We start from the raw sequence: 22,322 nt of genomic DNA, 5'->3' as shown, positions 1-22,322 counted from the left end.
TCAAGCTCCTACAGAAGTCAAAAATGACTCCCTTAATTGTTCTGCACGTTCACCGACAGCTGACAAGCGTATCTCACGTCCATCACCGTCCTTTAGCAGTTCAACCTTTAAATATCCAGCAGGAAGGCTGGTCTCTAGCAACTCTCCCCACTCAATGACGGTAACCCCTTCACCAAACAAAAAGTCATCCAAATCAATCGAATCTGGATCGTCCCCAATACGATAGACATCCAGGTGATACAAGGGCAATCGGCCTTCATATTCTCTCACGATAGTATAAGTAGGACTTTTGATCATCTGGCGAATATCCAAACCTTGAGCAAGGCCTTTTGTAAAGGTTGTTTTCCCTGCCCCCAGATCTCCTGTCAGAATCACTACATCCTGTTTTTCTAATCGTTGCCCCAGCTGTTTCCCAAGGGCAATCAACTCTTGTTCATTTTGACTTTTCATTCCACCATTATACCAAAAATAATTGATTCTTGCCCACAATTTTTCGTCAATCATCCTTCTCTCTCACTTGAAACAATAAAAAGAAGCCTGGACTATTCGTCCAAGCTTTCCTCTATTTCCATTCTAGTGCAAGGCCATACTGATAAAGTTCAGGATAAACAAAGCATCTAAAATCCAAATCATACTGTGAACCTCTTTGGCTTCACCTTTGACAAGTTTAGTCACTGTATAAGTAATAAAACCTGCTGCAATCCCATTTGTGATTGAATAGCTGAACCCCATAAAGATAGAGGTGAAGAAAGCTGGTACAGCTTCTGCCATATCATCCCAATGGATGTTTTTCAAGCTACTTAACATCATAATCCCAACGATAATCAAAATTGGTGCTGTCGCTGCAGTTGGCACAATGGCAAGAAGGGGACTAAAAATACTTGACACAGCGAAACAGAGGGCTACTACGAGGGCTGTCAGACCAGTCCGTCCACCAGCTCCAATACCCGCAGCTGACTCAACATAAGTCGTCACATTCGAAGTACCCGCAATTGCACCAACAGATGTCGCTACGAGGTCTGAATAAAGGGCTTTATCCAATTTAGCGGATTGGTGATTTTCACCATTTGTGGCAACAATACCAACTTTTTCACCTGTTCCAATCAAGGTACCAATAGTATCAAAGATATCTGTCAATGAGAAAGCGAGAATAGCCATCAAGGTTTCAGGAAGACGAGAAGTATTGGTAATCAAAGAACCTAATCCTTCTGAACCAAGTGCAGCACCAAAAATTTTCCCAAGATCATTGACAGCTGCTCCAAGATGGGTACTACCAAAGTCAATCGTTGAAAGATCAACAATGCCAAACACAATAGCGAGGACTGTTGTCGTAAGGATAGATAGGATAATTCCTCCTTTAATGCCCTTGATGACAAAGAAAACAGTAATGGCTAAACCAGCCAATGCAAGGAGGACTGTCGGACTATTGAAGTTAACAAGTCCTGGGACCGCTGCAGAATTTGCTGTAATCGCCGCATTTGCCTTATCAGCCCCTTCTCCTGCTACTGTATAGGTATGTGGATCAATCGAAAACTTCAACAGGCCAGCATTTTTAATTCCAACGTAGGCCAAGAAAATTCCGATACCAGCTGAGATAGCTGAACGCAAAGCATTTGGAATAGACTCAATAATCATTTTCCGAACATTGGTTAATGTGATAATCAAAGAAATCAATCCACAAATGAAGACCATTCCCAAAGCTTCTTTCCAAGAATAGCCCATCCCAAATACCACTGTAAAGGTAAAGAAGGCATTCAATCCCATCCCTGGTGCTTGGGCATAAGGTAGATTGGCATAGAAAGCCATCATGAGAGTTCCAACGACTGACCCAATAATGGTTGCTAGAAATACTCCTTGAGCAGGCATACCTGTTTGAGAAAGCATTTGAGGGTTTACAAACAAGATATAAGACATGGCAAAGAAGGTCGTTAAACCAGCTAACACCTCTGTACGAACCGTCGTTCCATGTTCAGATAGTTTAAAAAACTTATCCATTTTTCCAATAAACTCCTTAAAAAATAAATCTGCCCGCGATTCAATCACGAACAATACCAATATTTTATCAAATAACATTCACTTTTACAAGAGATTCATCTGGACAATCTTTCGTGGCACATCCTTTACCATTCGAAAGACTGAAATTTTCCTATTTATCTGGTATAATGGTAGCATTCTTCTTAAAATATGGTGCTCTTTACTCTATAAAATATTCCTTATTTAGAGTACGAAAAACTATACAAATGAAAGGATTTTCCTATGAATAAAAAACTAATCGCTGTCGATTTAGATGGCACCTTATTAAATTCTGAGAGTAAATTATCACCCTATACGATTGAAACCATTCAGAAAATCAGTGAACAAGGTCACCAGGTCATTATTACAACTGGGCGTCCCTATCGAATGGCAGATCATATCTATAAGGAATTGGGATTGGAAAGTCCCATGGTTAACTTTAACGGTGCTCTCACTCATATTCCAAATAAAAAATGGTCGAAAGAACTATCGATGACCCTTGATAAAAAATACCTCCTGGATATGGTCGAGAGAGAAAATGACATCCAGGCGGACTTTATTGCAGGGGAATATCGCAATAAGTTCTATGTCACACACACCTACCACCATACTATTGATCCTGCCTTATTTGGGGTTTCTAAAATCTCCTCCAAAACAAAATTCGAAGCTCGCAAAGTTACCGAAAATCCGAATGCTATCCTCTTTCAAACACGCGCTGAAGATAAGTATGCTTTAGCCGAAGAAATGCGTGCCTACTACCATCATGAGTTGGAAATCAATAGTTGGGGTGGGCCACTCAATATTCTGGAGTGCGCTCCAAAAGGGGTTAATAAGGCCTTTGCCCTCAACTATCTCCTCGAGACTTACGGACTTGATCGGAAAGACTTGATTGCTTTTGGGGATGAGCAAAACGATACAGACATGTTGGCTTTCGCAGGAACTGGTTATGCTATGAAAAATGCCAATCCTATCCTCCTCCCCTATGCGGATAAACTAACCGATTATACCAATGATCAGGACGGTGTTGCTCGTCAACTAGAAAAACTCTTCCTTTAAGACGAACCGCTTGAATCACCTTTTACAAGAAGGGATTCAAGCTTTTTTTGTTTTCTTACTAAATAAGAAAACATCGACGGATTCTTTTCCGAAAAATATTTAACCGGTTAAAATTATTTTCAGAAATTTTCTATGTAAACGCTTGCTAACTGATAAAGTTTGTGATAAAATTAACATAACAAAAATAAAAAAGGAGCCTAGCTCGTTTCATACGATAATGATTCTAGTGATTTTACTTCTCGTTTTATTACCGTCTCTAATCTACTAAGCTCTTGAGGAGGAAAACTATGAAGGCTGTTGTTGTAAATCCAGAAGGTACTGGTGTTGAAATCGTTGCAAACAAAGACATGCGTCCATTGGAAACAGGGGAAGCACTTGTTCAAATCGAATACTGTGGTGTCTGCCATACTGACTTGCACGTTGCTCACGGAGACTTCGGTAAAGTTCCAGGCCGTGTACTCGGACACGAAGGAATCGGAATTGTTAAAGAACTTGCTCCTGATGTTAAGAGCCTTAAAATTGGGGACCGTGTCAGCGTCGCTTGGTTCTTCGAAGGGTGTGGAACTTGTGAATACTGTACAACTGGTCGTGAAACCCTTTGCCGTACTGTAAAAAATGCTGGTTACTCTGTTGATGGAGGAATGGCTGAACAATGTATTGTTACTGCAGATTACGCAGTAAAAGTACCAGAAGGATTAGATCCAGCGCAAGCTTCTTCTATTACCTGTGCCGGGGTTACAACCTATAAAGCTATCAAAGAAGCCAAAGCTGAACCAGGACAATGGATTGTCATCTACGGAGCTGGGGGACTAGGTAACTTAGCTGTTCAATATGCTAAGAAAGTCTTCAACGCTCATGTCATCGCTGTCGACATCAATAATGATAAACTGGAATTGGCGAAAGAAGTTGGTGCAGACTTCGTTATCAACGGTCGTGAAGTAGAAGACGTTCCAGGATTGATCCAAGAAAAAACAAATGGTGGCGCTCACTCTGCTGTCGTAACCGCTGTTTCAAAAGTAGCCTTCAACCAAGCTGTTGATTCTGTTCGTGCTGGTGGACGCGTTATTGCAGTCGGACTTCCTTCAGAAATGATGGACCTCAGCATTGTGAAAACAGTACTAGATGGTATCCAAGTCATTGGTTCTCTTGTTGGAACTCGTAAAGACTTAGAAGAAGCCTTCCAATTTGGTGCAGAAGGTTTGGTAGTGCCAGTCGTTCAAAAACGCCCAGTAGAAGATGCTGTTAAGGTCTTTGACGAAATGGAAGCTGGAACTATTCAAGGACGTATGGTACTTGACTTCACCAACTAAACAACTGAATCTACAAGACTAGTCCAACTGGGCTGGTCTTTGAATTTAGACAAACTATTGTTTTACATAAAATAGCTAGATGATTTTCTTAAATGACTTTTACGTTTTAGTCATTTAAGAAAAGGAAAAAACTTTCCGCTGTGAGAAAAGTGCCTGAAACACAATTGTTTCAGGCACTCGGAATTATTGAGACCTTAGGCTCAATAATTAGTTATGGAACTTCGAAGAAGTTCGCTGACGTCCGTACTCACCTAAGGAAAGTTTTTCATAAGACTATGGCTTCAATCTGAGACCAGCCCAATTGGGCTGGTCTTTTTTAGTTTCTCATAAGCGGGGCCTATAAGGAGTTTCTATATCTTTATTTTACCCCTTAGAACCTATTACCAATCTTTTAAGAAACTTCGAATCCCCTTCACTCCCATTTTATCAAGGATTTCCAAAGGCTTTTCGAGTTCAGTCGTGAAAAACTCTGCTAGCACCCAAAGATAAATATTAACAATTTAATATATTAATAATCTTCTGTTTCCTTTAATTTAGTACTGAAAAATTGACTTTATGATGAAAACGTTTTATAATAAATTAGCTTAAAGTTTTCTTAAACTGAAAGTCAAACAAATTTTATAAGGAGGAATGTCAATAATGAGTATTGGTATCATTATTGCTAGCCACGGTGAATTTGCAGCTGGAATCCACCAATCCGGCTCGATGATCTTTGGGGATCAAGAGAAAGTTCAAGTGGTTACGTTCATGCCAAGTGAAGGACCAGATGATCTCTATGCTAAATTCAATGCTGCTGTTGCCGCATTTGATGCAGAAGATGAAATCTTGGTTTTGGCTGACCTTTGGAGTGGTTCTCCATTTAACCAAGCTAGTCGTGTCATGGGGGAAAATCCCGATCGTAAATTTGCGATCATCACTGGATTAAACCTTCCGATGTTGATTCAAGCTTATACAGAGCGTTTGATGGATGCAAATGCCGGCGTTGATCAAGTCGTTGCAAACATCATCAAAGAATCTAAAGATGGAATCAAAGCTCTTCCAGAAGAGTTGAATCCTGTCGAAGAAGCAAGCACTGCTTCCGCTGCTCCTGTTGCCCAAGCTGCTATTCCAGAGGGAACAGTGATCGGAGATGGCAAGCTCAAAATTAATCTTGCTCGCTTAGATACTCGTCTACTTCATGGACAAGTTGCAACTGCTTGGACACCAGATTCTAAAGCAGATCGGATCATTGTTGCTTCAGATTCAGTTGCCAAAGATGAACTCCGTAAAGAGTTGATCAAGCAAGCAGCACCAAATGGTGTAAAAGCAAACGTTGTCCCAATTCAAAAATTAATCGACGTTGCAAAAGATCCACGCTTTGGTGAAACACATGCTTTGATCTTATTTGAAACACCTCAAGATGCCCTTCGTGCCATCGAGGGTGGTGTTCCGATTAAAACCTTGAACGTTGGTTCAATGGCCCACTCAACTGGTAAAACCATGGTTAACAATGTGTTGTCAATGGACAAAGAGGATGTGGCTACATTTGAAAAAATGCGTGATCTTGGAGTGGAATTTGATGTCCGTAAAGTACCAAATGACTCTAAGAAAGATTTGTTTGACTTAATTAACAAAGCGAACGTTCAATAATCGATTACTTACGAAAGGATTTTAAACATGTCTATTATTTCTATGGTATTAGTGGTCGTTGTTGCCTTCTTAGCAGGTCTTGAAGGTATCCTTGACCAATTCCAATTCCACCAACCACTTGTTGCTTGTACCTTAATCGGTTTGGTAACAGGTAACTTGACTGCCGGTGTTATGCTTGGTGGTTCCCTTCAATTACTTGCACTTGGCTGGGCAAATATTGGTGCCGCAGTTGCACCCGATGCAGCTCTTGCATCAGTCGCTGCTGCGATTATCTTGGTTCTTGGTGGTGACTTTAGCTCTAAAGGAATCGCTGTGGCTCAAGGTGTGGCTATCCCACTTGCAGTTGCTGGTCTTTTCTTGACTATGATCGTCCGGACTCTCTCTGTTGGTTTGGTCCACACTGCTGATGTTGCTGCTAAAAAAGGTGATTTCAAAGGTGTAGAACGTGCTCACTTTGTAGCTCTTCTTCTTCAAGGTCTCCGTATCGCGATTCCTGCAGCCCTTCTTTTGATGATCCCTGCTGAAACTGTTAAAGGTGCGCTTGAAGCGATGCCTGCTTGGTTGTCAGACGGTATGCAAATCGGTGGTGGTATGGTTGTAGCCGTTGGTTATGCCATGGTTATCAACATGATGGCAAGCCGTGAAGTATGGCCATTCTTTGCCATTGGTTTTGCTCTCGCAGCTGTTAGCCAATTAACCTTGATCGCCCTTGGAGCGATTGGTGTTGCCCTTGCTTTGATTTACCTTTCACTTTCTAAGAAAGGTGGCAACGGAGGGGGCGGAGTCGCTACTTCTAATGACCCAATCGGCGATATTCTCGAAGACTATTAAGAAAGGTGTGACACTATCATGACTGAAAAATTACAATTATCTAAATCAGATCGTCAAAAAGTTTGGTGGCGTTCAACCTTCTTGCAAGGTTCTTGGAACTACGAACGGATGCAAAACTTGGGTTGGGCTTACTCATTGATCCCAGCCATCAAAAAACTCTATACGAAGAAAGAAGATCAAGCGGCTGCTCTTGAGCGTCACATGGAGTTCTTCAACACTCACCCATACGTAGCTGCTCCAATCATCGGGGTTACTCTTGCCCTTGAAGAAGAAAAAGCAAACGGTGCTGCTATTGACGATGCTGCTATCCAAGGGGTGAAAATTGGTATGATGGGGCCTTTGGCTGGTATCGGTGACCCAGTCTTCTGGTTTACAGTACGTCCGATCCTTGGTGCCCTTGGAGCATCTCTTGCCTTGACTGGTAACATCCTTGGACCACTCATCTTCTTCTTTGCGTGGAACGCGATTCGTATGTCCTTCTTGTGGTACACCCAAGAACTTGGATACAAAGCCGGTTCTGAAATTACAAAAGATATGTCAGGTGGGATTTTGCAAGACATCACTAAAGGAGCTTCTATCCTTGGGATGTTTATCCTCGCTGTCTTAGTAGAACGTTGGGTATCGATTAAATTTATCTTCAATGTCTCATCTGTTAAGCTAGACGATAAAGCTTATATCCACTGGGATAAACTTCCTGAAGGATACAAGGGAATCCAAGAAGCCTTCGCTCAAGTTGGTTCAGGCCTATCTCAAACACCTGAAAAAGTTACGACTTTCCAACAAAACTTGGATTCATTGATTCCTGGTTTGATGGGCTTACTTCTTACTTTTGCTTGTATGTGGTTGCTTAAGAAAAAAGTATCTCCTATCACCATCATTATCGCCCTCTTTGTCATCGGTGTCTTGGCACACGTTGCTGGCTTGATGTAAGCAAAAATCAATAAAAAGAAGGTTTCGGCCTTCTTTTTATTATGATATAATAGACTTACTTGAAATCAGGAGGAAAAAATGGCGCAATCGCAGAATAAAACCGTTGAATTCCATACCACAGGTGTCTCTTATCTAGGAGTGGGAGGAAAGGTTGGAAAAATGTTAGTTGGGGACGTGGCTTTTGAATTTTATGCAGATGCTAATGTAGAAGACTATGTCCAAATTCCCTGGAAAGAAATCGAACAGATTGGAGCCAACGTATCTGGACGTAAAGTTAGCCGCCATTTTGAAATTTATACCAAGGAAAGCAAATTCCTGTTTGCTTCTAAAGACTCGGGAAAAATCTTAAAAATTGCCCGTGAACACCTTGGAAATGATAAAATTGTCAAATTGCCGACCTTGATCCAAACCATCGCAGCTAAAATAAAAAATCTATTTGCAAAATAGCTTCTTTTCTTGTATAATAAACAAAAACGGATAAGTAAGTTAAGAGGCTCTTTCAGAAAGTCTGCGGTTGCTGTGAGCAGATAGAAACCTTAATTGAAATTCTACCGTTTCTTTAAAATACAATATTGAATCAAGTGCACACCTGTGAAGTTGGATGGAACCGTGGCCCTGCCACTCCAACACTATAACAGGTGTGTTTTTTGTTAAAGGAGAAGCTATGTTAGATATTAAACGAATTCGTACCGATTTTGATACGGTTGCTGAAAAATTGGCGACACGTGGGGTAGACGCTGCTATCTTAAATGAGATGAAGGAAATCGATGCTAAACGTCGTGACATCTTAGTCAAGGTTGAAACCCTCAAGGCAGAGCGTAACACCGTTTCTGCTGAAATTGCTCAAGCCAAACGCAACAAGGAAAATGCAGACGACAAGATTGCTGCCATGCAAACCCTATCTGCTGAAGTCAAAGCGCTAGATGCAGAATTAGCGGAAATCGATGCTAAATTGACAGAATTTACCACTACTCTTCCAAACATCCCAGCTGATAGTGTTCCTATTGGTGCAGACGAGGACGATAACGTAGAAGTTCGCCGTTGGGGAACTCCTCGTGAGTTTGACTTTGAACCAAAAGCCCACTGGGATCTTGGGGAAGACTTAGATATCCTTGACTGGGAACGTGGTGGAAAAGTCACTGGTGCCCGCTTCCTCTTCTATAAAGGCCTGGGAGCTCGTTTGGAACGTGCTATCTACAACTTTATGCTAGATGAGCACGGTAAGGAAGGCTATACTGAAGTCATCACCCCTTACATGGTTAACCATGATTCTATGTTTGGTACCGGACAATATCCAAAATTCAAGGAAGATACTTTTGAACTCAGCGACACCAACTATGTCTTGATTCCAACTGCCGAAGTGCCTCTGACCAACTACTACCGTGATGAAATCATCGATGGGAAGGATCTTCCAATCTACTTTACTGCCATGAGCCCATCTTTCCGTTCAGAAGCTGGTTCTGCTGGTCGTGATACACGTGGCTTGATTCGTTTGCACCAATTCCACAAGGTTGAAATGGTTAAATTTGCCAAACCGGAAGAATCATATGAAGAATTGGAAAAGATGACAGCTAACGCTGAAAATATCCTTCAAAAGTTGAACTTGCCATACCGTGTCGTAGCTCTCTCAACAGGAGACATGGGCTTCTCAGCCGCTAAGACTTACGACTTGGAAGTCTGGATCCCAGCACAAAATACCTACCGTGAAATCTCAAGCTGTTCCAACACAGAAGATTTCCAAGCACGACGCGCGCAAATCCGCTACCGTGATGAAGCCGATGGTAAAGTCAAACTTCTTCACACTTTGAATGGTTCAGGATTGGCTGTTGGACGTACCGTCGCTGCTATTCTTGAAAACTATCAAAACGCAGATGGTTCTGTAACCATTCCAGAAGTCCTTCGTCCATACATGGGTGGAGCTGAAGTTATTGCACCAAAATAAGATAAGATAAAAAAACTGAGTCTTGCATCTGCAAGCTCAGTTTTTTTAATATTTACGAAAACGCTGGTAGCGTTGCTCTAGCAGATCTTCGAGAGACAAAGCTTGTAGTTCCTTCAATTCTGCTTGAATTTCCTTCTTCACTTGAGCGAGTAGTTCTCCATTTGAGAAACCATGCTCCGGAATCACCTTGTCTACAATATCCATATTTAACAACTCATGCGAAGTAATCTTCATCAACTCAGCAGCTTCCATGGCACGGCTTCCATCTTTCCATAGAATAGAAGCAAATCCTTCTGGACTCAAGACGGCATAGATAGAGTTCTCCAACATCCAGACCTTGTCCGCTACAGCCAGAGCAAGGGCGCCACCTGAGCCACCTTCCCCGATGATAATTGCGATAATCGGAACCTTTAAATCACTCATTTCCATGAGGTTACGCGCGATAGCCTCACCCTGTCCCCGTTCTTCAGCGCCAACACCCGGATAAGCACCCGCGGTATTGATGAAGGTTACTACTGGACGACCAAACTTCTCCGCCTGTTTCATCAGACGCAAAGCTTTTCGATAACCTTCAGGATGGGGTTGACCAAAGTTTCTACTGAGGTTATCCTGAAGATTCTTTCCTTTTTGAATCCCGACAACCGTTACCGCTTGATCTCCAAGCCAACCAATTCCACCAATCACTGCACCGTCATCTCGGAAATTCCGATCTCCATGTAATTCGATAAAGTTTTCAAAAATTCCATGAGCATAATCTAGAGCTGTCAAACGTCCTTGGTCACGAGCTTCTTTAATAATTTGTGTTATTCTTGTCATTGCTTCCCTCCATGAAAGGCTAACAAGTCTGCGATTGTTGAACGCATCTCACTACGCTGGAGAATCACATCCACAAAGCCATGCTCTTGTAAAAATTCAGCCTTTTGGAAATTATCCGGCAACTGTTCCCGCACGGTTGACTCGATCACTCGACGACCTGCAAATCCCACAAGGGCTTGACTCTCTGCAATGATGATATCCCCTTCCATTGCAAATGACGCCGTTACCCCTCCTGTTGTTGGGTCTGTTAGAACGGTAAGATAAAACAAGCCTGCTTTTGAGTGTCTTTGAACAGCTGCAGAGATTTTAGCCATCTGCATCAAACTGACGATTCCTTCTTGCATCCGAGCACCACCAGAAGCTGTAAAGAGCACGACTGGGAGCTTTTCTTCTGTCGCCAATTCAAATAGGCGGGTAATCTTTTCACCGACCACAGAGCCCATAGAAGCCATGATAAAATTGGAATCCATAATACCAAGAGCGACTTTATGGCCCCCGATTTTTGCAGTTCCTGTTAACACAGCCTCATCAAGCCCTGTTAATTCACGAACAGTCGCCAATTTCTTCTTGTAGTTTGGAAACTTAAGCGGGTCCTTGGTCTCAATACCCGTAAACAGTTCAATAAAGCTTCCTGGATCAATCGTCAATTGAAGCCGTTCTACAGCAGAAATACGGAAGGTATAGCCACACTTAGGACACAGACGTTCACTTCCTAGATCCTTTTGGTAAATGGTATGTTTACAGCCCGGACACTGAGAAAACAACTCATCTGGAACCTCTGGTTTCGGCTGAGGTGCTTCAATGGCCGACCGATTGGGATTAATTCGAATGTACTTATCTTTTTTAGAAAATAAAGCCATCAACTTCTCCTTACTTGGTAAAAGAACTTTGTAATTGTGCGCGTTCATTCCTTGTGAAAATGAATCTCACATTTACAAAGTTCAATGCTTATTGATTTTTCTGATAATTTGGTAAAAATTTTTCCATCAGAAAGGCGGTATCGTAATCACCAGCAATCACATTCGAATCTGAAATCAAATCCAATTGGAAATCACTGTTGGTCATTACACCGTCAATTTCCAACTCATAGAGGGCGCGTTGCATCTTCATCAAGGCATCGAAACGATTCTCTCCATGGACAATGATTTTGGCAATCATACTATCGTAGTAAGGTGGAATCGTATAGCCAGGATAGACTGCAGAATCCACGCGCAAGCCAACCCCTCCACTTGGAAGGTAGAGATTGGTGATCTTTCCTGGACTTGGTGCAAAGTTAAAGGCAGGATTTTCCGCATTGATCCGGCATTCAATGGCATGACCGGAAATTTGGATATCTTCTTGACGCACAGACAATTCTTGGCCTTCAGCAATCTTAATTTGCTCTTTCACGATATCAATTCCTGTGACAAATTCCGTCACGGGATGCTCAACTTGAACCCGAGTATTCATCTCCATGAAGTAAAATTCACCTTTTCCTTCATCATAAAGAAACTCAATCGTCCCAGCATTTTCATAACCAACAGATTCGGCTGCTCGGACGGCTGCAGAGCCGATTTGGTCTCGAATCGTCTTTCCAATTGCAACGGACGGGGATTCTTCAAGAACCTTTTGATTGTTTCTCTGAAGCGAGCAATCCCGCTCACCCAAATGAACCACATGTCCAAATTGGTCAGCTAAAATTTGCACCTCAATATGACGAGCAGGATAGATGACGCGTTCTAGGTACATCGCACCATTGCCAAAGGCTGCCTTAGCCTCTGTTGAAGCAGATTCAAAGGCTGGAACCAGGTCTTCTGCCCGTTCCACTTTACGTATTCCTTTACCTCCACCTCCAGCTGAGGCCTTCAACATGACAGGATAACCAATCCGATCTGCAACCTTCAAGGCTTCTTCAGCAGAATGAACTTCTCCATCTGATCCTGGAATAACAGGCACACCTGCTTTAATCATTTGCGCCCGGGCATTAATTTTATCTCCCATCATATCCATGACAGATCCTGATGGTCCGATAAACTTAATTCCGACTTCTTCACACATGGTTGCAAACTTCGAATTTTCACTTAAAAATCCAAATCCTGGGTGAATCGCTTCTGAACCAGTTAGAACTGCCGCAGATAAGACGGCATTCATATTCAAATAAGACTCTGTTGACTTGGCAGGCCCAATACAAACTGCTTCATCCGCAAGTAAGGTATGCAAGGCTTCCTTATCAGCCGTTGAATAGACAGCGACTGTTTCAATTCCTAATTCACGAGCAGCTCGAATAATCCGGACCGCAATTTCACCACGATTCGCGATTAAAATTTTTCGGAACATAGAAACCTCCCTAGTTACCAATTGCAAATGTTAGGGTCCCGCTAGCAGCTAATTTCCCGTCGACTTCTGCTTTTGCTTCCACGACCGCAATCGAGCCACGACGCTTAACAAAGGTAGCCGTCATCACGAGCTGATCTCCCGGAACGACTTGTTTTTTAAATTTAACCTTATCCATTCCAGCATAAAAGACCAATTTCCCTTTATTTTCTGGTTTGGACAATTCTAAGACTCCGGCAGTTTGTGCCAAGGCTTCCATAATGAGAACACCTGGCATAACTGGATAGCTTGGAAAGTGCCCATTAAAGAAGGGCTCATTGATCGTAACATTCTTGATAGCTACAATCGTATCCTCGCTTGTTTCAAGGACGCGATCCACCAATAACATAGGGTAGCGGTGCGGAAGAGCCTCTTTAATAGCTTGAATATCGATCATTTAATCCGTACCAATCCTTTCCCAAACTCAACCATTTCTTCATTTGAAACAAGGATTTCAGTCACAATTCCATCCCTTGGTGCAGGAACTTCATTCATGACTTTCATTGCTTCAATAATCAATAGAGTTTGGCCTTTTGAGACACTATCTCCAACCTGAACAAAGGCTGGTTTATCTGGACCTGAAGCTAAATAGGCTACACCGACAAGAGGACTTTCAACTACTTCCCCTTCTGCTGCAACTGCTGGTGCAGCTTCTGGAGCTGGTACTGAAGGAGCAACTGGTTCTTCTGCAAGAACCACAGGACTCTCAACAGCGGGTGCTACTTCCTGAACGACAGGAGCTGGAGTAGCCGGTTGCGGGCTAGCTACACTGCCAGTGTTTTTACTAAATGATAGCGCATCAGTTGCATTTTGATAGGTAAATTCACGAAGACTAGATTGGTCAAATTGACTCATTAAGTCTTTAATTTCTTGAATATTCACTTTATCCCTCCCAACGTTTAAAGGCTAAGACAGCATTGTGTCCTCCAAATCCAAATGTATTGGAAATGGCATAAGAAATTGGACGTTCTTGCCCTTCACCAAAGATGACATTGGCTTCAATATAATCTGATAACTCTTGTGTTCCAGCAGTTTTTGGAACATATTGATGACGAATCGCTTCGATCGTCGCAATGGCTTCAACTGCTCCTGCTGCTCCCAAGAGGTGACCTGTAAATGATTTTGTAGAAGATACTGGAACTTCTGTACCAAATACAGAAACGATTGCACCACTTTCTCCTTTTTCATTTGCTGGAGTAGAGGTACCATGGGCGTTGACATAATCAACTTGAGCTGGTTCAATTTCTGCCTCATCCAAAGCCAACTTCATTGCCTTGATAGCCCCTTGACCTTCTGGATGTGGAGAAGTCATATGGTAGGCATCACAGGTATTTCCGTAGCCCACGACTTCAGCAAGAATAGTTGCCCCACGTTTTTCAGCGTGTTCCAAACTTTCAAGTACCAACATCCCTGATCCTTCTCCCATTACAAATCCATTCCGATCTTTATCAAATGGAATAGAAGCACGAGTTGGATCTTCTGTTGTTGAAAGAGCTGTTAGAGCTTGGAAACCGGCGATTGCAAACGGCGTAATAGAAGCTTCTGAACCACCTACCAACATCAAATCTTGGAAACCGAACTTAATAGCACGGAAAGCATCCCCAATCGCATCATTCGAAGAGGCACAAGCCGTGTTGATTGATTTACAAATTCCATTAGCTCCAAAACGCATCGCAACATTACCGGATGCCATATTTGGCAGAGCTTTTGGAAGGGTCATTGGTTTGACACGTTTTGGTCCTTTTTCATGCAAACGAATCACTTGATCTTCGATTTCTTTGATGCCACCGATACCAGAAGCAACAATGACACCAAAACGATCTTTATCAATAGCTTCTATATCTAAACCTGCATGATTCACAGCTTCTTGAGCTGCATACAAGGCATATAAAGAGTAGTTGTCAAAGCGGTTTGTATCTTTCTTGATAAAGTACTTATCAAATGGGAAATCTTGGATTTCAGCTGCATTATGAACAGCAAAGTCACTGTGGTCAAATTTTGTAATTGGACCAATTCCAATCTTTCCTTCTTTTAAGCTATTCCAAAATTCTTCTGGAGTGTTTCCGATTGGAGATGTCAAGCCATAGCCTGTTACAACAACACGATTTAATTTCATTTCAAAACCTACCTCTTTTTATTGCATGGTTAAGCCACCATCAATTGCGATGACTTGTCCTGTTAGATATTCTTGAGTCGCAAGAAAGACTGCAACATCTGCCACTTCTTCTGTATTTCCAAAGCATTTCATTGGAATTTGAGCGAGAGACATTTCTTTAATTTTTTCCGGAAGTCCTTCTGTCATATCAGACTCAATGAAGCCCGGAGCAATGACATTGACTCGAACATTTCTTCCAGCTACTTCACGCGCCACCGATTTAGAAAAACCAATTAAACCAGCTTTTGAGGCAGCATAGTTGGCTTGTCCAACATTTCCTGTCAGACCGACAACACTCGACATGTTAATGATAGCACCTTCACGCGCCTTGGTCATCGGTTTTAAGACTGATTGTGTCATATTAAAAGCACCAGTCAAATTCACCTTCAAAACTTGCTCAAAATCTTCTTCCGTCAATTTTAACATGAGCTTATCATTGGTAATCCCAGCATTGTTGACAAGGATGTCTACTGAGCCAAGTGCTTCAATCGCTTCCGCCACCATACGCTTCGCTTCTGCGGCTTGGGATACATCCCCAGTAACGCCAACTACCTTCACACCGTATGAGGCAAATTCATCTACTAAGCCTGCTGGTAGTTCTCCACGACTATTTAAGACGACGTTGGCACCTTTTGAAGCAAATTTATGAGCAATAGCCAATCCAATGCCTCGACTTGAGCCAGTAATAAATACATTTTTATTCTTCAGTTCCATAGTCACCTCATCTATTCGTTCAGTAGGGTATCAAGGCTCGCCTGATCCTCAACATTTTTTGTTGGAAGAGTTTTATCGATTTTTTTCAAGAAGCCAGTCAAGACCTTCCCTGGACCAATCTCAACCACTTCATCTACTCCAAATTCTTGAATCGTCGCAATCGAATCATAGAAACGAACGGGCTCCATCACTTGGCGAGCCAATAATGTTTTGATTTCGTCTGATTTCATAATCTGCGCTTCTGTATTCCCAACCAAAGGCAAGATAAAGTCCTTAAAAGTAACTTTTTCAAGTTCAGTCGCTAGTTTCTCACTAGCAGAAGCGAGTAAAGCTGTATGGAAGGGACCAGAGACATTGAGTGGGATGAGACGCTTAGCGCCCGCTTCTTGTAATAATTCAACTGCATAATCTACAGCTTCAACCTCTCCACCAATTACAATTTGAGCAGGGGTATTGTAGTTTGCGGGGGTAACAACTCCCTTCACAGAAGCCTTCTGGCAGATTTCTTCAATCAAGGCAGGATCTGTATTCATAACTGCTACCATCTTCCCACTTCCAGCAGGTGCAGCAGTTTCCATAAATTCACCCCGTTTAGAAACCAAGGCAACCGCTTCTTCAAAAGAAAGAGCGCCCGCAGCAACTAAAGCAGAATATTCCCCTAGAGAAAGACCCGCCACAATATCCGGTGTAATTCCTTTTTCTGCCAACAGACGATAAATAGCAACTGAGGTTGTCAAAATAGCCGGTTGGGTATAGCGTGTTTGATTGAGCTTTTCTTCGTCAGAATCAATCAATTTTCGTAAATCATAACCCAAAATCTGACTTGCGGTGTCAAAGGTTTCCTTGACAATTGGATAGGTTGCATACAAGTCACTAGCCATCCCCAATTTTTGAGTACCTTGACCAGCAAATAAGAAGGCACGTTTTGTCACTGTTCTCTTCCTTTCCTTTACTTGTTAGAATTTCACATCAGCCCAGCGAGCTGCTTCTTTCTGAATCACCTTAGCAGCCCCAAGGTAGATATCTTCCAAGATTTCAGCACAGGTTTCTTCTTTGCTTACGAGACCCGCAATTTGCCCCGCCATGACAGATCCGTTATCGACATCTCCGTCCACAACTGCATTGCGAAGTGCACCCGCACCAAGTTCTTCAATTTCTTCTTGAGTCTTCTTACCAGCCAAGAAATCTTTTTCAGCTTGGTTATAGGCAGAAGCCAATTTATTCTTAATCGCACGAACTGGATGTCCAACAACCGACGCAGACACCACTGTATCAATGTCCTTAGCTTTCAAGATTTTATTCTTAAAGTTTTGGTGAGCATTTGATTCTTTAGCAACGACAAATCGTGTTCCTACTTGAACAGCTTCTGCTCCAAGCATGAAGACCGCAGCCGCTCCAGCACCATCTGCAACACCACCAGCACCAATAACTGGAATAGAGACAGCTTCGACCACTTGACGAACCAGGGTCATGGTCGTCAATTTACCAATATGCCCTCCTGCTTCCATTCCTTCAGCAATCACAGCATCTGCACCTAATTTTTCCATCCGTTTTGCTAAAGCTACTGAAGGTACAACCGGAATAACGGTAATCCCAGCTTCATGGAAGCGATCCATGTATTTCCCAGGATTCCCTGCACCAGTGGTAACAACTTTAACCCCTTCTTCAATGACCAAGTCAACGATGTCATCCGCAAAAGGAGAGAGGAGCATAATATTCACTCCAAAAGGTTTATCAGTAATGGATTTGACACGATCAATATTCGCTTTGACAACTTCTTTAGGTGCATTTCCTCCACCGATGATTCCAAGACCACCTGCATTGGATACAGCTCCCGCTAGATCACCATCAGCGACCCAAGCCATACCACCTTGGAAAATTGGATATTTAATATTTAATAAATCTGTAATTCGTGTTTGCATAGTACCTTCCTCATTTTCGCTTAAGTAATAGTTTGAAAGCGGTTCTTTGCTTTGAGCGTCAAACTATTACCTAAACAAGAGAGAATATCTTTCGATACTCTCATCCATTCTTATTTAGTTTTTTCTTCTACGTAAGCTACAAGGTCACCTACAGTAGACAATCCTTCTTCAGTTTCAATTTGAATGTCGAATGCATCTTCAATTTCTGAAATCACTTGGAACAAATCCAATGAATCAGCTTCAAGATCTTCAAAAGTAGACTCAAGTGTTACTTCTGATGGTTCTTTACCAAGTTCTTCAACGATAATTTCTTGTACTTTTTCAAATACTGCCATGATTGGCCTCCTTAAAATAATAAAAAATTTTTAAAATGTGTTTCCACATGTTTAACTAGATTGTAACAAGAAGTGAGCCCCATGTCAAACCTCCACCAAATCCAGATAGAAGAATTGTTTGACTTCCATCCAATTTGATCAGTCCTTGGTCGACACACTCCGATAATAAAATTGGAATACTTGCAGCACTAGTGTTGCCATATTCCATCATGTTTGCAGGAAGTTTTTCCCGATCAACCCCTATTTTCTTAGCAATTTTATCTAGGATACGATTATTTGCTTGGTGCAGAAGAAAGTAATCAATCTCCTCAACAGGCACTGGAGCATCTGCTAACATATTTTTAATACTCTTAGCCACATCCCGAATGGCAAAATCAAAGACAGCTCTCCCATCCATTGACAAATATTTTTTATCTTCTTCCTTATCAGAATATGGTGAAGATAAACCAACAGATGATGATTGAAGAACCTCTCCACGGGAACCATCTGAAAACAGACTCTCTGCTAAAAAAGTTTGTTGCTCGGAAGCTTCCAATAAAACGCCACCAGCACCGTCTCCAAATAAGACTGCTGTTGTCCGATCTTCCCAATCAATCACTTTCGACAAGGTTTCACTTCCGATAACAATTCCACGTTTGTATTGTCCAGAACGAATAAACTTTTCAGCAGTCGCAAGCGCAAAGACAAATCCACTACAAGCAGCTGTCAAATCAAAAACAAAAGCTCTAGAGGCCCCAATTTTAGCTTGAACGCGAGCAGCTGTAGATGGCATCATAGAATCCGGCGAAATCGTTGCAACAAAGATAAAATCCAACTGATCCGCATGTAAACCACTTTTATTAAGCAAGCGACGAGCTACTTCCGCAGCTAAATCGCTGGTTGATTCCAACTTGGATATATGTCGCTTCCGAATTCCTGTCCGACTTGCAATCCACTCATCACTGGTATCCATCCGTTCAGAAAGATCTTGATTGGAAATCACTTGGCTAGGCGAATAATGGGCTACCTGACTAATTTTTGCAAAAGTCATTATTTCAACTCCTCCAAGAAACGATAAAGGTTCTGCAAACCTTTTTGCATCACTTTCCGTTCATCTGGAGACATCCCATCGATAATCTGATTGACCATCCGCTTGTGAAATTGTTGGTGAAGGCGATACAAGAGCTTTCCTCTTTTAGTCAAACTCAAATGGACAACACGACGATCAACTTCAGACCTGGTTCGTTCAATATAACCTTTTCGTTCAAGATTATTTAAACTGGTAGTGACTGTACCTAACGTTACCATTAACGAACGCGAAATATCACTTGGAGTTGCATTTGGTGTTGAGCCAATCACATCAATTGTGTGCATTTCCTTGATAGAAACATCATTAAAACGACTACTACGTAGACTAGTTTCTTCGATAACTAATACGTTGTTAAAAATGGATGTAAGGTAATCATTGACTAGTTGAAAATTCAAAAACCACACCCCCTATTCATTACTTTGATAATCAAATTTTATCAAAATTCAAACCAAATAGCAACCCTCAATAACAAAAACATAGAAATTTTACATTTTTATTTTCCTTGAAATTTTGGACGCCGACGCTCTGAATAGGCAATAACTCCCTCCTTGAAGTCGTCTTTTAGAGATAGATTTCTTTGTAATCTCAATTCAATTTCAGCATAGCTGTCCCAGTCAGTTAGCATGCTAGACCATGCCAACTCTTTGATCGCAGCAAAAGAATTGTCTGAGCTACGTCTTAACTTCATGAGAAGTTGGTTGACAGTTTTTTCTAATTTTTCAACTTCAGAAACCTTATAAACAACACCATATTCTAGAGCCTTCTCAGCACCTAATGGTTCACCAGTCATCGCTAACTGTGTTGCTCTACTCAAACCAATCGCTCTTCCTAAAAGGAAAAGGCCACCGGCATCAGGAGCCAAACCGACTCCAACAAAGGCTTGTATAAACTTCGTTTTATCAGAAGCAATACAAAAATCTACCGCTACTGCCATATTTGCAGTTGCTCCTGCAACCGCCCCATCTGTGACCATAATCACAGGTTTTGGAATTTGCTTCATTCTTTTAGAGATTTGATTAACCAATTCCGCAATTTGCGTTAAAGAATCAATATCATCGGCATCAACAGCCCGTTTCATCTCTGCTAAATCACCACCAACTGAGAAAACCTTTCCGACTGCTTTAAATAAAATAAAACGAACGTCTGCGTTCTTCTCAGCTAATTCTAATGCTTCAAGGATTTCCTGACACATTGGAATGTTAAAACCATTTGAAACCTCAGGCCTATTTAAAATAATAGATGCGAGGTCGTCTTCTACAGAATATATAATCGTTTCGAACACCATAAGCCACCTCTTTACTAATTAGCTATTCAAATTGTTTGATAGTTGAACTTATTTATTTTTATATTATTTTAGCACAACTACTTTGAGAAGTAAATTACATTTTCATAACAAAGTGTCTCAGCCGAAAGACTTGCTTGATAGCAGTACTATTTTAGATTGTAACAAGGCAGCATCTTTGGTATAATTTAAAGAAAGTTATAAAAAGGAGCCTACATGAAAGTAGTAAAATTTGGTGGTAGTTCATTAGCATCTGCTACCCAGCTAGAAAAAGTATTCAATATCGTTAAAGAAGATGAAAGCCGAAAATACGTTGTCGTCTCTGCCCCAGGGAAACGCAATCCTGAGGATACAAAAGTTACAGATGCCCTCATAAAGTATTTTAAAGAATATACCAACGGAAAAGATACTAGTCAAAGTCAAGAATGGATTATCAATCGCTATCGTTCTATTACAGAAGAGTTAGACTTGGACGAGGAAATCATTGAAGAGATTTCTAGAGATATCAAGTCTCTTGCAACACTTCCCAAGTCCGATAACACCTTCTTATATGATACCTTCTTGGCCGCTGGAGAGAACAACAATGCAAAACTGATTGCAGCTTACTTTGTTAAAAATGGCTTAGAAGCAAAATATATCCATCCAAAAAATGCAGGTATTTTTGTTACAAGTGAACCTTGCAATGCTCGTATTCTCCCTTCTAGTTATGACAAGATTGAAGAACTGAGTAACCATAATGAGATTTTAGTGATCCCAGGATTCTTTGGAATTACAAAAGAAGATCAAGTATGTACATTCTCAAGAGGAGGATCTGACATTACAGGATCCATTATTGCAGCCGGAGTTAAAGCAGATCTCTACGAGAACTTTACGGACGTAGACGGTATTTTTGCAGCCCATCCAGGAATCATTAAACAACCTCATTCTATTCCAGAATTAACCTACAAAGAGATGCGAGAATTAGCCTATGCTGGCTTTAGTGTCCTCCATGATGAAGCGCTTGTTCCTGCATATCGTGGAAAAATTCCAATGGTCATTAAAAACACCAACAATCCAAAACATCCAGGTACCAAGATTGTGCTGAACCATACCGATGAAAATGTTAAAGTCGTTGGAATAGCAGGAGATTCTGGATTTGTCAGCATTAATACCACAAAGTACCTAATGAATAGAGAAGTCGGTTTTGGTAGAAAACTATTACAAATTTTAGAAGATTTGAATATTAGTTGGGATCACATGCCAACAGGAATTGACGATTTATCGGTCATTCTACGTTCGAAAGAACTAACCCCAATTAAAGAACAAGAAATCCTAAAACATTTAATCCAAGACTTACAAGTAGACTATGCAGAAATCGAACATGATCTTTCTATTATCATGATTGTAGGAGAAAATATGAAAAATCAGATCGGTGTAACTGCAACAGCTACGAAAGCTTTATCAGAAAACAATATTAATATCCAAATGATTTCCCAAGGATCCAGTGAAGTTTCCATCATGTTTGTAGTTAATCAAGAACAAGAAAAACAAGCTATCAAAGCTTTATACAATGTTTTCTTTAATTAAAAAAAGGTTCGAAAGAACCTTTTTTTAATTTATCTATAAAAAAGAAAAATAAAAAACCCTTTCGGGCACTTACTCCGCCAGTAGGACTCGAACCTACGACATCATGATTAACAGTCATGCGCTACTACCAACTGAGCTATGGCGGAAAAAAGCTAAGCGACTACCATATCTCACAGGGGGCAACCCCCAACTACTTCCGGCGTTCTAGGGCTTAACTTCTGTGTTCGGCATGGGTACAGGTGTATCTCCTAGGCTATCGTCACTTAACTCTGAATGATGAACATTCAAAATTGAATACCTATATTCTAACAAAAATCTAAACTGCTGTAAATATCCTCAGTTACTTTTTGGATAAGTCCTCGAGCTATTAGTATTAGTCCGCTCCATTGCTCACACAACT

23 protein-coding genes, 1 tRNA gene and 1 rRNA gene are annotated in these 22,322 nt (G+C 41.4%); 8 read left to right on the top strand and 17 right to left on the bottom strand.

The window, feature by feature from the left end; all coding sequences use genetic code 11:
- Positions 1-450, bottom strand: coding sequence for a tRNA (adenosine(37)-N6)-threonylcarbamoyltransferase complex ATPase subunit type 1 TsaE (tsaE, locus tag D8785_RS09015; RefSeq protein ID WP_125375217.1), 450 nt, complete (start codon positions 448-450; stop codon positions 1-3).
- A gap of 123 nt (positions 451-573) precedes the next feature.
- Complete coding sequence (locus D8785_RS09010; RefSeq protein ID WP_125375171.1) at positions 574-1,995, bottom strand: NCS2 family permease; 1,422 nt, start codon at positions 1,993-1,995, stop codon at positions 574-576.
- Positions 1,996-2,256: 261 nt separating this feature from the next.
- Here D8785_RS09010 and D8785_RS09005 point away from each other — a divergent pair, with 261 nt between their 5' ends.
- The 7 genes from D8785_RS09005 to serS all read left to right on the top strand — a co-directional run bounded on the left by D8785_RS09005 (position 2,257) and on the right by serS (position 9,711).
- The gene (locus D8785_RS09005; protein ID WP_125375170.1) at positions 2,257-3,069 is read left to right on the top strand and encodes a Cof-type HAD-IIB family hydrolase; all 813 of its coding nucleotides are present in this window, start codon (positions 2,257-2,259) and stop codon (positions 3,067-3,069) included.
- A 287-nt stretch (positions 3,070-3,356) separates the two neighbouring features.
- Positions 3,357-4,379, top strand: coding sequence for an alcohol dehydrogenase AdhP (adhP, locus tag D8785_RS09000; RefSeq protein WP_125375169.1), 1,023 nt, complete (start codon positions 3,357-3,359; stop codon positions 4,377-4,379).
- Positions 4,380-5,018: 639 nt separating this feature from the next.
- Positions 5,019-6,008, top strand: coding sequence for a PTS sugar transporter subunit IIB (locus D8785_RS08995; RefSeq protein ID WP_125375216.1), 990 nt, complete (start codon positions 5,019-5,021; stop codon positions 6,006-6,008).
- A 27-nt stretch (positions 6,009-6,035) separates the two neighbouring features.
- Positions 6,036-6,839 (top strand): PTS mannose/fructose/sorbose transporter subunit IIC, encoded by an 804-nt coding sequence (locus tag D8785_RS08990; protein ID WP_125375168.1) that lies wholly within the window; start codon positions 6,036-6,038, stop codon positions 6,837-6,839.
- Positions 6,840-6,857: 18 nt separating this feature from the next.
- A complete protein-coding gene (locus D8785_RS08985; RefSeq protein ID WP_006596896.1) occupies positions 6,858-7,769 on the top strand; it encodes a PTS system mannose/fructose/sorbose family transporter subunit IID in 912 nt (303 codons plus the stop codon).
- A 78-nt stretch (positions 7,770-7,847) separates the two neighbouring features.
- Complete coding sequence (locus D8785_RS08980) at positions 7,848-8,216, top strand: DUF956 family protein (RefSeq protein WP_125375167.1); 369 nt, start codon at positions 7,848-7,850, stop codon at positions 8,214-8,216.
- 217 nt (positions 8,217-8,433) lie between these two features.
- Positions 8,434-9,711: a serine--tRNA ligase gene (serS, locus tag D8785_RS08975; protein WP_023022252.1), complete on the top strand. Its 1,278-nt coding sequence runs from the start codon at positions 8,434-8,436 to the stop codon at positions 9,709-9,711.
- A 45-nt stretch (positions 9,712-9,756) separates the two neighbouring features.
- Here the strand turns inward: serS and D8785_RS08970 are convergent, their stop codons facing one another.
- The 13 genes from D8785_RS08970 to fabM form a co-directional block, all read right to left on the bottom strand.
- On the bottom strand, positions 9,757-10,527 hold the full coding sequence (locus tag D8785_RS08970) for an acetyl-CoA carboxylase carboxyl transferase subunit alpha (RefSeq protein WP_023022250.1): 771 nt from the start codon (positions 10,525-10,527) through the stop codon (positions 9,757-9,759).
- A complete protein-coding gene (gene accD / locus D8785_RS08965) occupies positions 10,524-11,387 on the bottom strand; it encodes an acetyl-CoA carboxylase, carboxyltransferase subunit beta (protein ID WP_125375166.1) in 864 nt (287 codons plus the stop codon). The genes D8785_RS08970 and accD overlap by 4 nt, the downstream gene beginning before the upstream one ends.
- An 88-nt stretch (positions 11,388-11,475) precedes the next feature.
- Positions 11,476-12,843, bottom strand: a complete 1,368-nt coding sequence (locus D8785_RS08960) for an acetyl-CoA carboxylase biotin carboxylase subunit (RefSeq protein WP_023022246.1) — start codon at positions 12,841-12,843, stop codon at positions 11,476-11,478.
- A 10-nt stretch (positions 12,844-12,853) separates the two neighbouring features.
- A complete protein-coding gene (fabZ, locus tag D8785_RS08955; RefSeq protein ID WP_006596902.1) occupies positions 12,854-13,276 on the bottom strand; it encodes a 3-hydroxyacyl-ACP dehydratase FabZ in 423 nt (140 codons plus the stop codon).
- Positions 13,273-13,761, bottom strand: coding sequence for an acetyl-CoA carboxylase biotin carboxyl carrier protein (accB, locus tag D8785_RS08950; protein WP_125375165.1), 489 nt, complete (start codon positions 13,759-13,761; stop codon positions 13,273-13,275). Before accB ends, fabZ begins: the two co-directional genes overlap by 4 nt.
- A gap of 1 nt (position 13,762) precedes the next feature.
- The gene (fabF, locus tag D8785_RS08945; protein ID WP_125375164.1) at positions 13,763-14,995 is read right to left on the bottom strand and encodes a beta-ketoacyl-ACP synthase II; all 1,233 of its coding nucleotides are present in this window, start codon (positions 14,993-14,995) and stop codon (positions 13,763-13,765) included.
- 18 nt (positions 14,996-15,013) lie between these two features.
- Positions 15,014-15,748, bottom strand: coding sequence for a 3-oxoacyl-[acyl-carrier-protein] reductase (gene fabG, locus D8785_RS08940; protein ID WP_125375163.1), 735 nt, complete (start codon positions 15,746-15,748; stop codon positions 15,014-15,016).
- Positions 15,749-15,759: 11 nt separating this feature from the next.
- Positions 15,760-16,680 (bottom strand): ACP S-malonyltransferase, encoded by a 921-nt coding sequence (gene fabD / locus D8785_RS08935; protein WP_125375162.1) that lies wholly within the window; start codon positions 16,678-16,680, stop codon positions 15,760-15,762.
- Positions 16,681-16,704: 24 nt separating this feature from the next.
- Complete coding sequence (fabK, locus tag D8785_RS08930) at positions 16,705-17,670, bottom strand: enoyl-[acyl-carrier-protein] reductase FabK (protein WP_125375161.1); 966 nt, start codon at positions 17,668-17,670, stop codon at positions 16,705-16,707.
- A 110-nt stretch (positions 17,671-17,780) separates the two neighbouring features.
- Entirely contained in the window at positions 17,781-18,005 is a 225-nt protein-coding gene (locus tag D8785_RS08925; RefSeq protein ID WP_003003892.1) for an acyl carrier protein, read from the bottom strand.
- 55 nt (positions 18,006-18,060) lie between these two features.
- Positions 18,061-19,035, bottom strand: a complete 975-nt coding sequence (locus D8785_RS08920; protein ID WP_125375160.1) for a beta-ketoacyl-ACP synthase III — start codon at positions 19,033-19,035, stop codon at positions 18,061-18,063.
- Positions 19,035-19,469, bottom strand: a complete 435-nt coding sequence (gene fabT / locus D8785_RS08915; protein ID WP_006597415.1) for a fatty acid biosynthesis transcriptional regulator FabT — start codon at positions 19,467-19,469, stop codon at positions 19,035-19,037. The genes D8785_RS08920 and fabT overlap by 1 nt, the downstream gene beginning before the upstream one ends.
- A 98-nt stretch (positions 19,470-19,567) precedes the next feature.
- Positions 19,568-20,359, bottom strand: a complete 792-nt coding sequence (gene fabM / locus D8785_RS08910; protein WP_125375159.1) for a trans-2-decenoyl-ACP isomerase — start codon at positions 20,357-20,359, stop codon at positions 19,568-19,570.
- Between the two features lie 213 nt (positions 20,360-20,572).
- On the opposite strand from fabM, the gene D8785_RS08905 reads away from it, so the two are divergent.
- Positions 20,573-21,922 carry an aspartate kinase gene (locus tag D8785_RS08905; RefSeq protein WP_125375158.1) on the top strand — a complete coding sequence of 450 codons (1,350 nt, stop codon included), beginning with the start codon at positions 20,573-20,575 and terminating at the stop codon, positions 21,920-21,922.
- 72 nt (positions 21,923-21,994) lie between these two features.
- Here D8785_RS08905 and D8785_RS08900 read toward each other — a convergent pair.
- Positions 21,995-22,068 (bottom strand) — tRNA-Asn (locus tag D8785_RS08900).
- 5 nt (positions 22,069-22,073) lie between these two features.
- Positions 22,074-22,189 (bottom strand): 5S ribosomal RNA (gene rrf / locus D8785_RS08895).
- Positions 22,190-22,322 lie beyond the last annotated feature (133 nt).

This window comes from Streptococcus australis (genome assembly GCF_003943615.1).
GTDB lineage: Bacteria > Bacillota > Bacilli > Lactobacillales > Streptococcaceae > Streptococcus > Streptococcus australis_C.
The sequence above is the reverse complement of the archived record's forward strand: the minus strand, read 5'-3'. Positions and strand labels throughout refer to the sequence as shown.

Coding starts and splice junctions, on each gene's coding strand:
- tsaE (WP_125375217.1), bottom strand. CDS start 450: ATGAAAAGTCAAAATGAACAAGAGTTGATTGCCCTTGGGAAACAGCTG.
- D8785_RS09010 (WP_125375171.1), bottom strand. CDS start 1,995: ATGGATAAGTTTTTTAAACTATCTGAACATGGAACGACGGTTCGTACA.
- D8785_RS09005 (WP_125375170.1), top strand. CDS start 2,257: ATGAATAAAAAACTAATCGCTGTCGATTTAGATGGCACCTTATTAAAT.
- adhP (WP_125375169.1), top strand. CDS start 3,357: ATGAAGGCTGTTGTTGTAAATCCAGAAGGTACTGGTGTTGAAATCGTT.
- D8785_RS08995 (WP_125375216.1), top strand. CDS start 5,019: ATGAGTATTGGTATCATTATTGCTAGCCACGGTGAATTTGCAGCTGGA.
- D8785_RS08990 (WP_125375168.1), top strand. CDS start 6,036: ATGTCTATTATTTCTATGGTATTAGTGGTCGTTGTTGCCTTCTTAGCA.
- D8785_RS08985 (WP_006596896.1), top strand. CDS start 6,858: ATGACTGAAAAATTACAATTATCTAAATCAGATCGTCAAAAAGTTTGG.
- D8785_RS08980 (WP_125375167.1), top strand. CDS start 7,848: ATGGCGCAATCGCAGAATAAAACCGTTGAATTCCATACCACAGGTGTC.
- serS (WP_023022252.1), top strand. CDS start 8,434: ATGTTAGATATTAAACGAATTCGTACCGATTTTGATACGGTTGCTGAA.
- D8785_RS08970 (WP_023022250.1), bottom strand. CDS start 10,527: ATGACAAGAATAACACAAATTATTAAAGAAGCTCGTGACCAAGGACGT.
- accD (WP_125375166.1), bottom strand. CDS start 11,387: ATGGCTTTATTTTCTAAAAAAGATAAGTACATTCGAATTAATCCCAAT.
- D8785_RS08960 (WP_023022246.1), bottom strand. CDS start 12,843: ATGTTCCGAAAAATTTTAATCGCGAATCGTGGTGAAATTGCGGTCCGG.
- fabZ (WP_006596902.1), bottom strand. CDS start 13,276: ATGATCGATATTCAAGCTATTAAAGAGGCTCTTCCGCACCGCTACCCT.
- fabF (WP_125375164.1), bottom strand. CDS start 14,995: ATGAAATTAAATCGTGTTGTTGTAACAGGCTATGGCTTGACATCTCCA.
- fabG (WP_125375163.1), bottom strand. CDS start 15,748: ATGGAACTGAAGAATAAAAATGTATTTATTACTGGCTCAAGTCGAGGC.
- fabK (WP_125375161.1), bottom strand. CDS start 17,670: ATGCAAACACGAATTACAGATTTATTAAATATTAAATATCCAATTTTC.
- D8785_RS08925 (WP_003003892.1), bottom strand. CDS start 18,005: ATGGCAGTATTTGAAAAAGTACAAGAAATTATCGTTGAAGAACTTGGT.
- D8785_RS08920 (WP_125375160.1), bottom strand. CDS start 19,035: ATGACTTTTGCAAAAATTAGTCAGGTAGCCCATTATTCGCCTAGCCAA.
- fabM (WP_125375159.1), bottom strand. CDS start 20,359: ATGGTGTTCGAAACGATTATATATTCTGTAGAAGACGACCTCGCATCT.
- D8785_RS08905 (WP_125375158.1), top strand. CDS start 20,573: ATGAAAGTAGTAAAATTTGGTGGTAGTTCATTAGCATCTGCTACCCAG.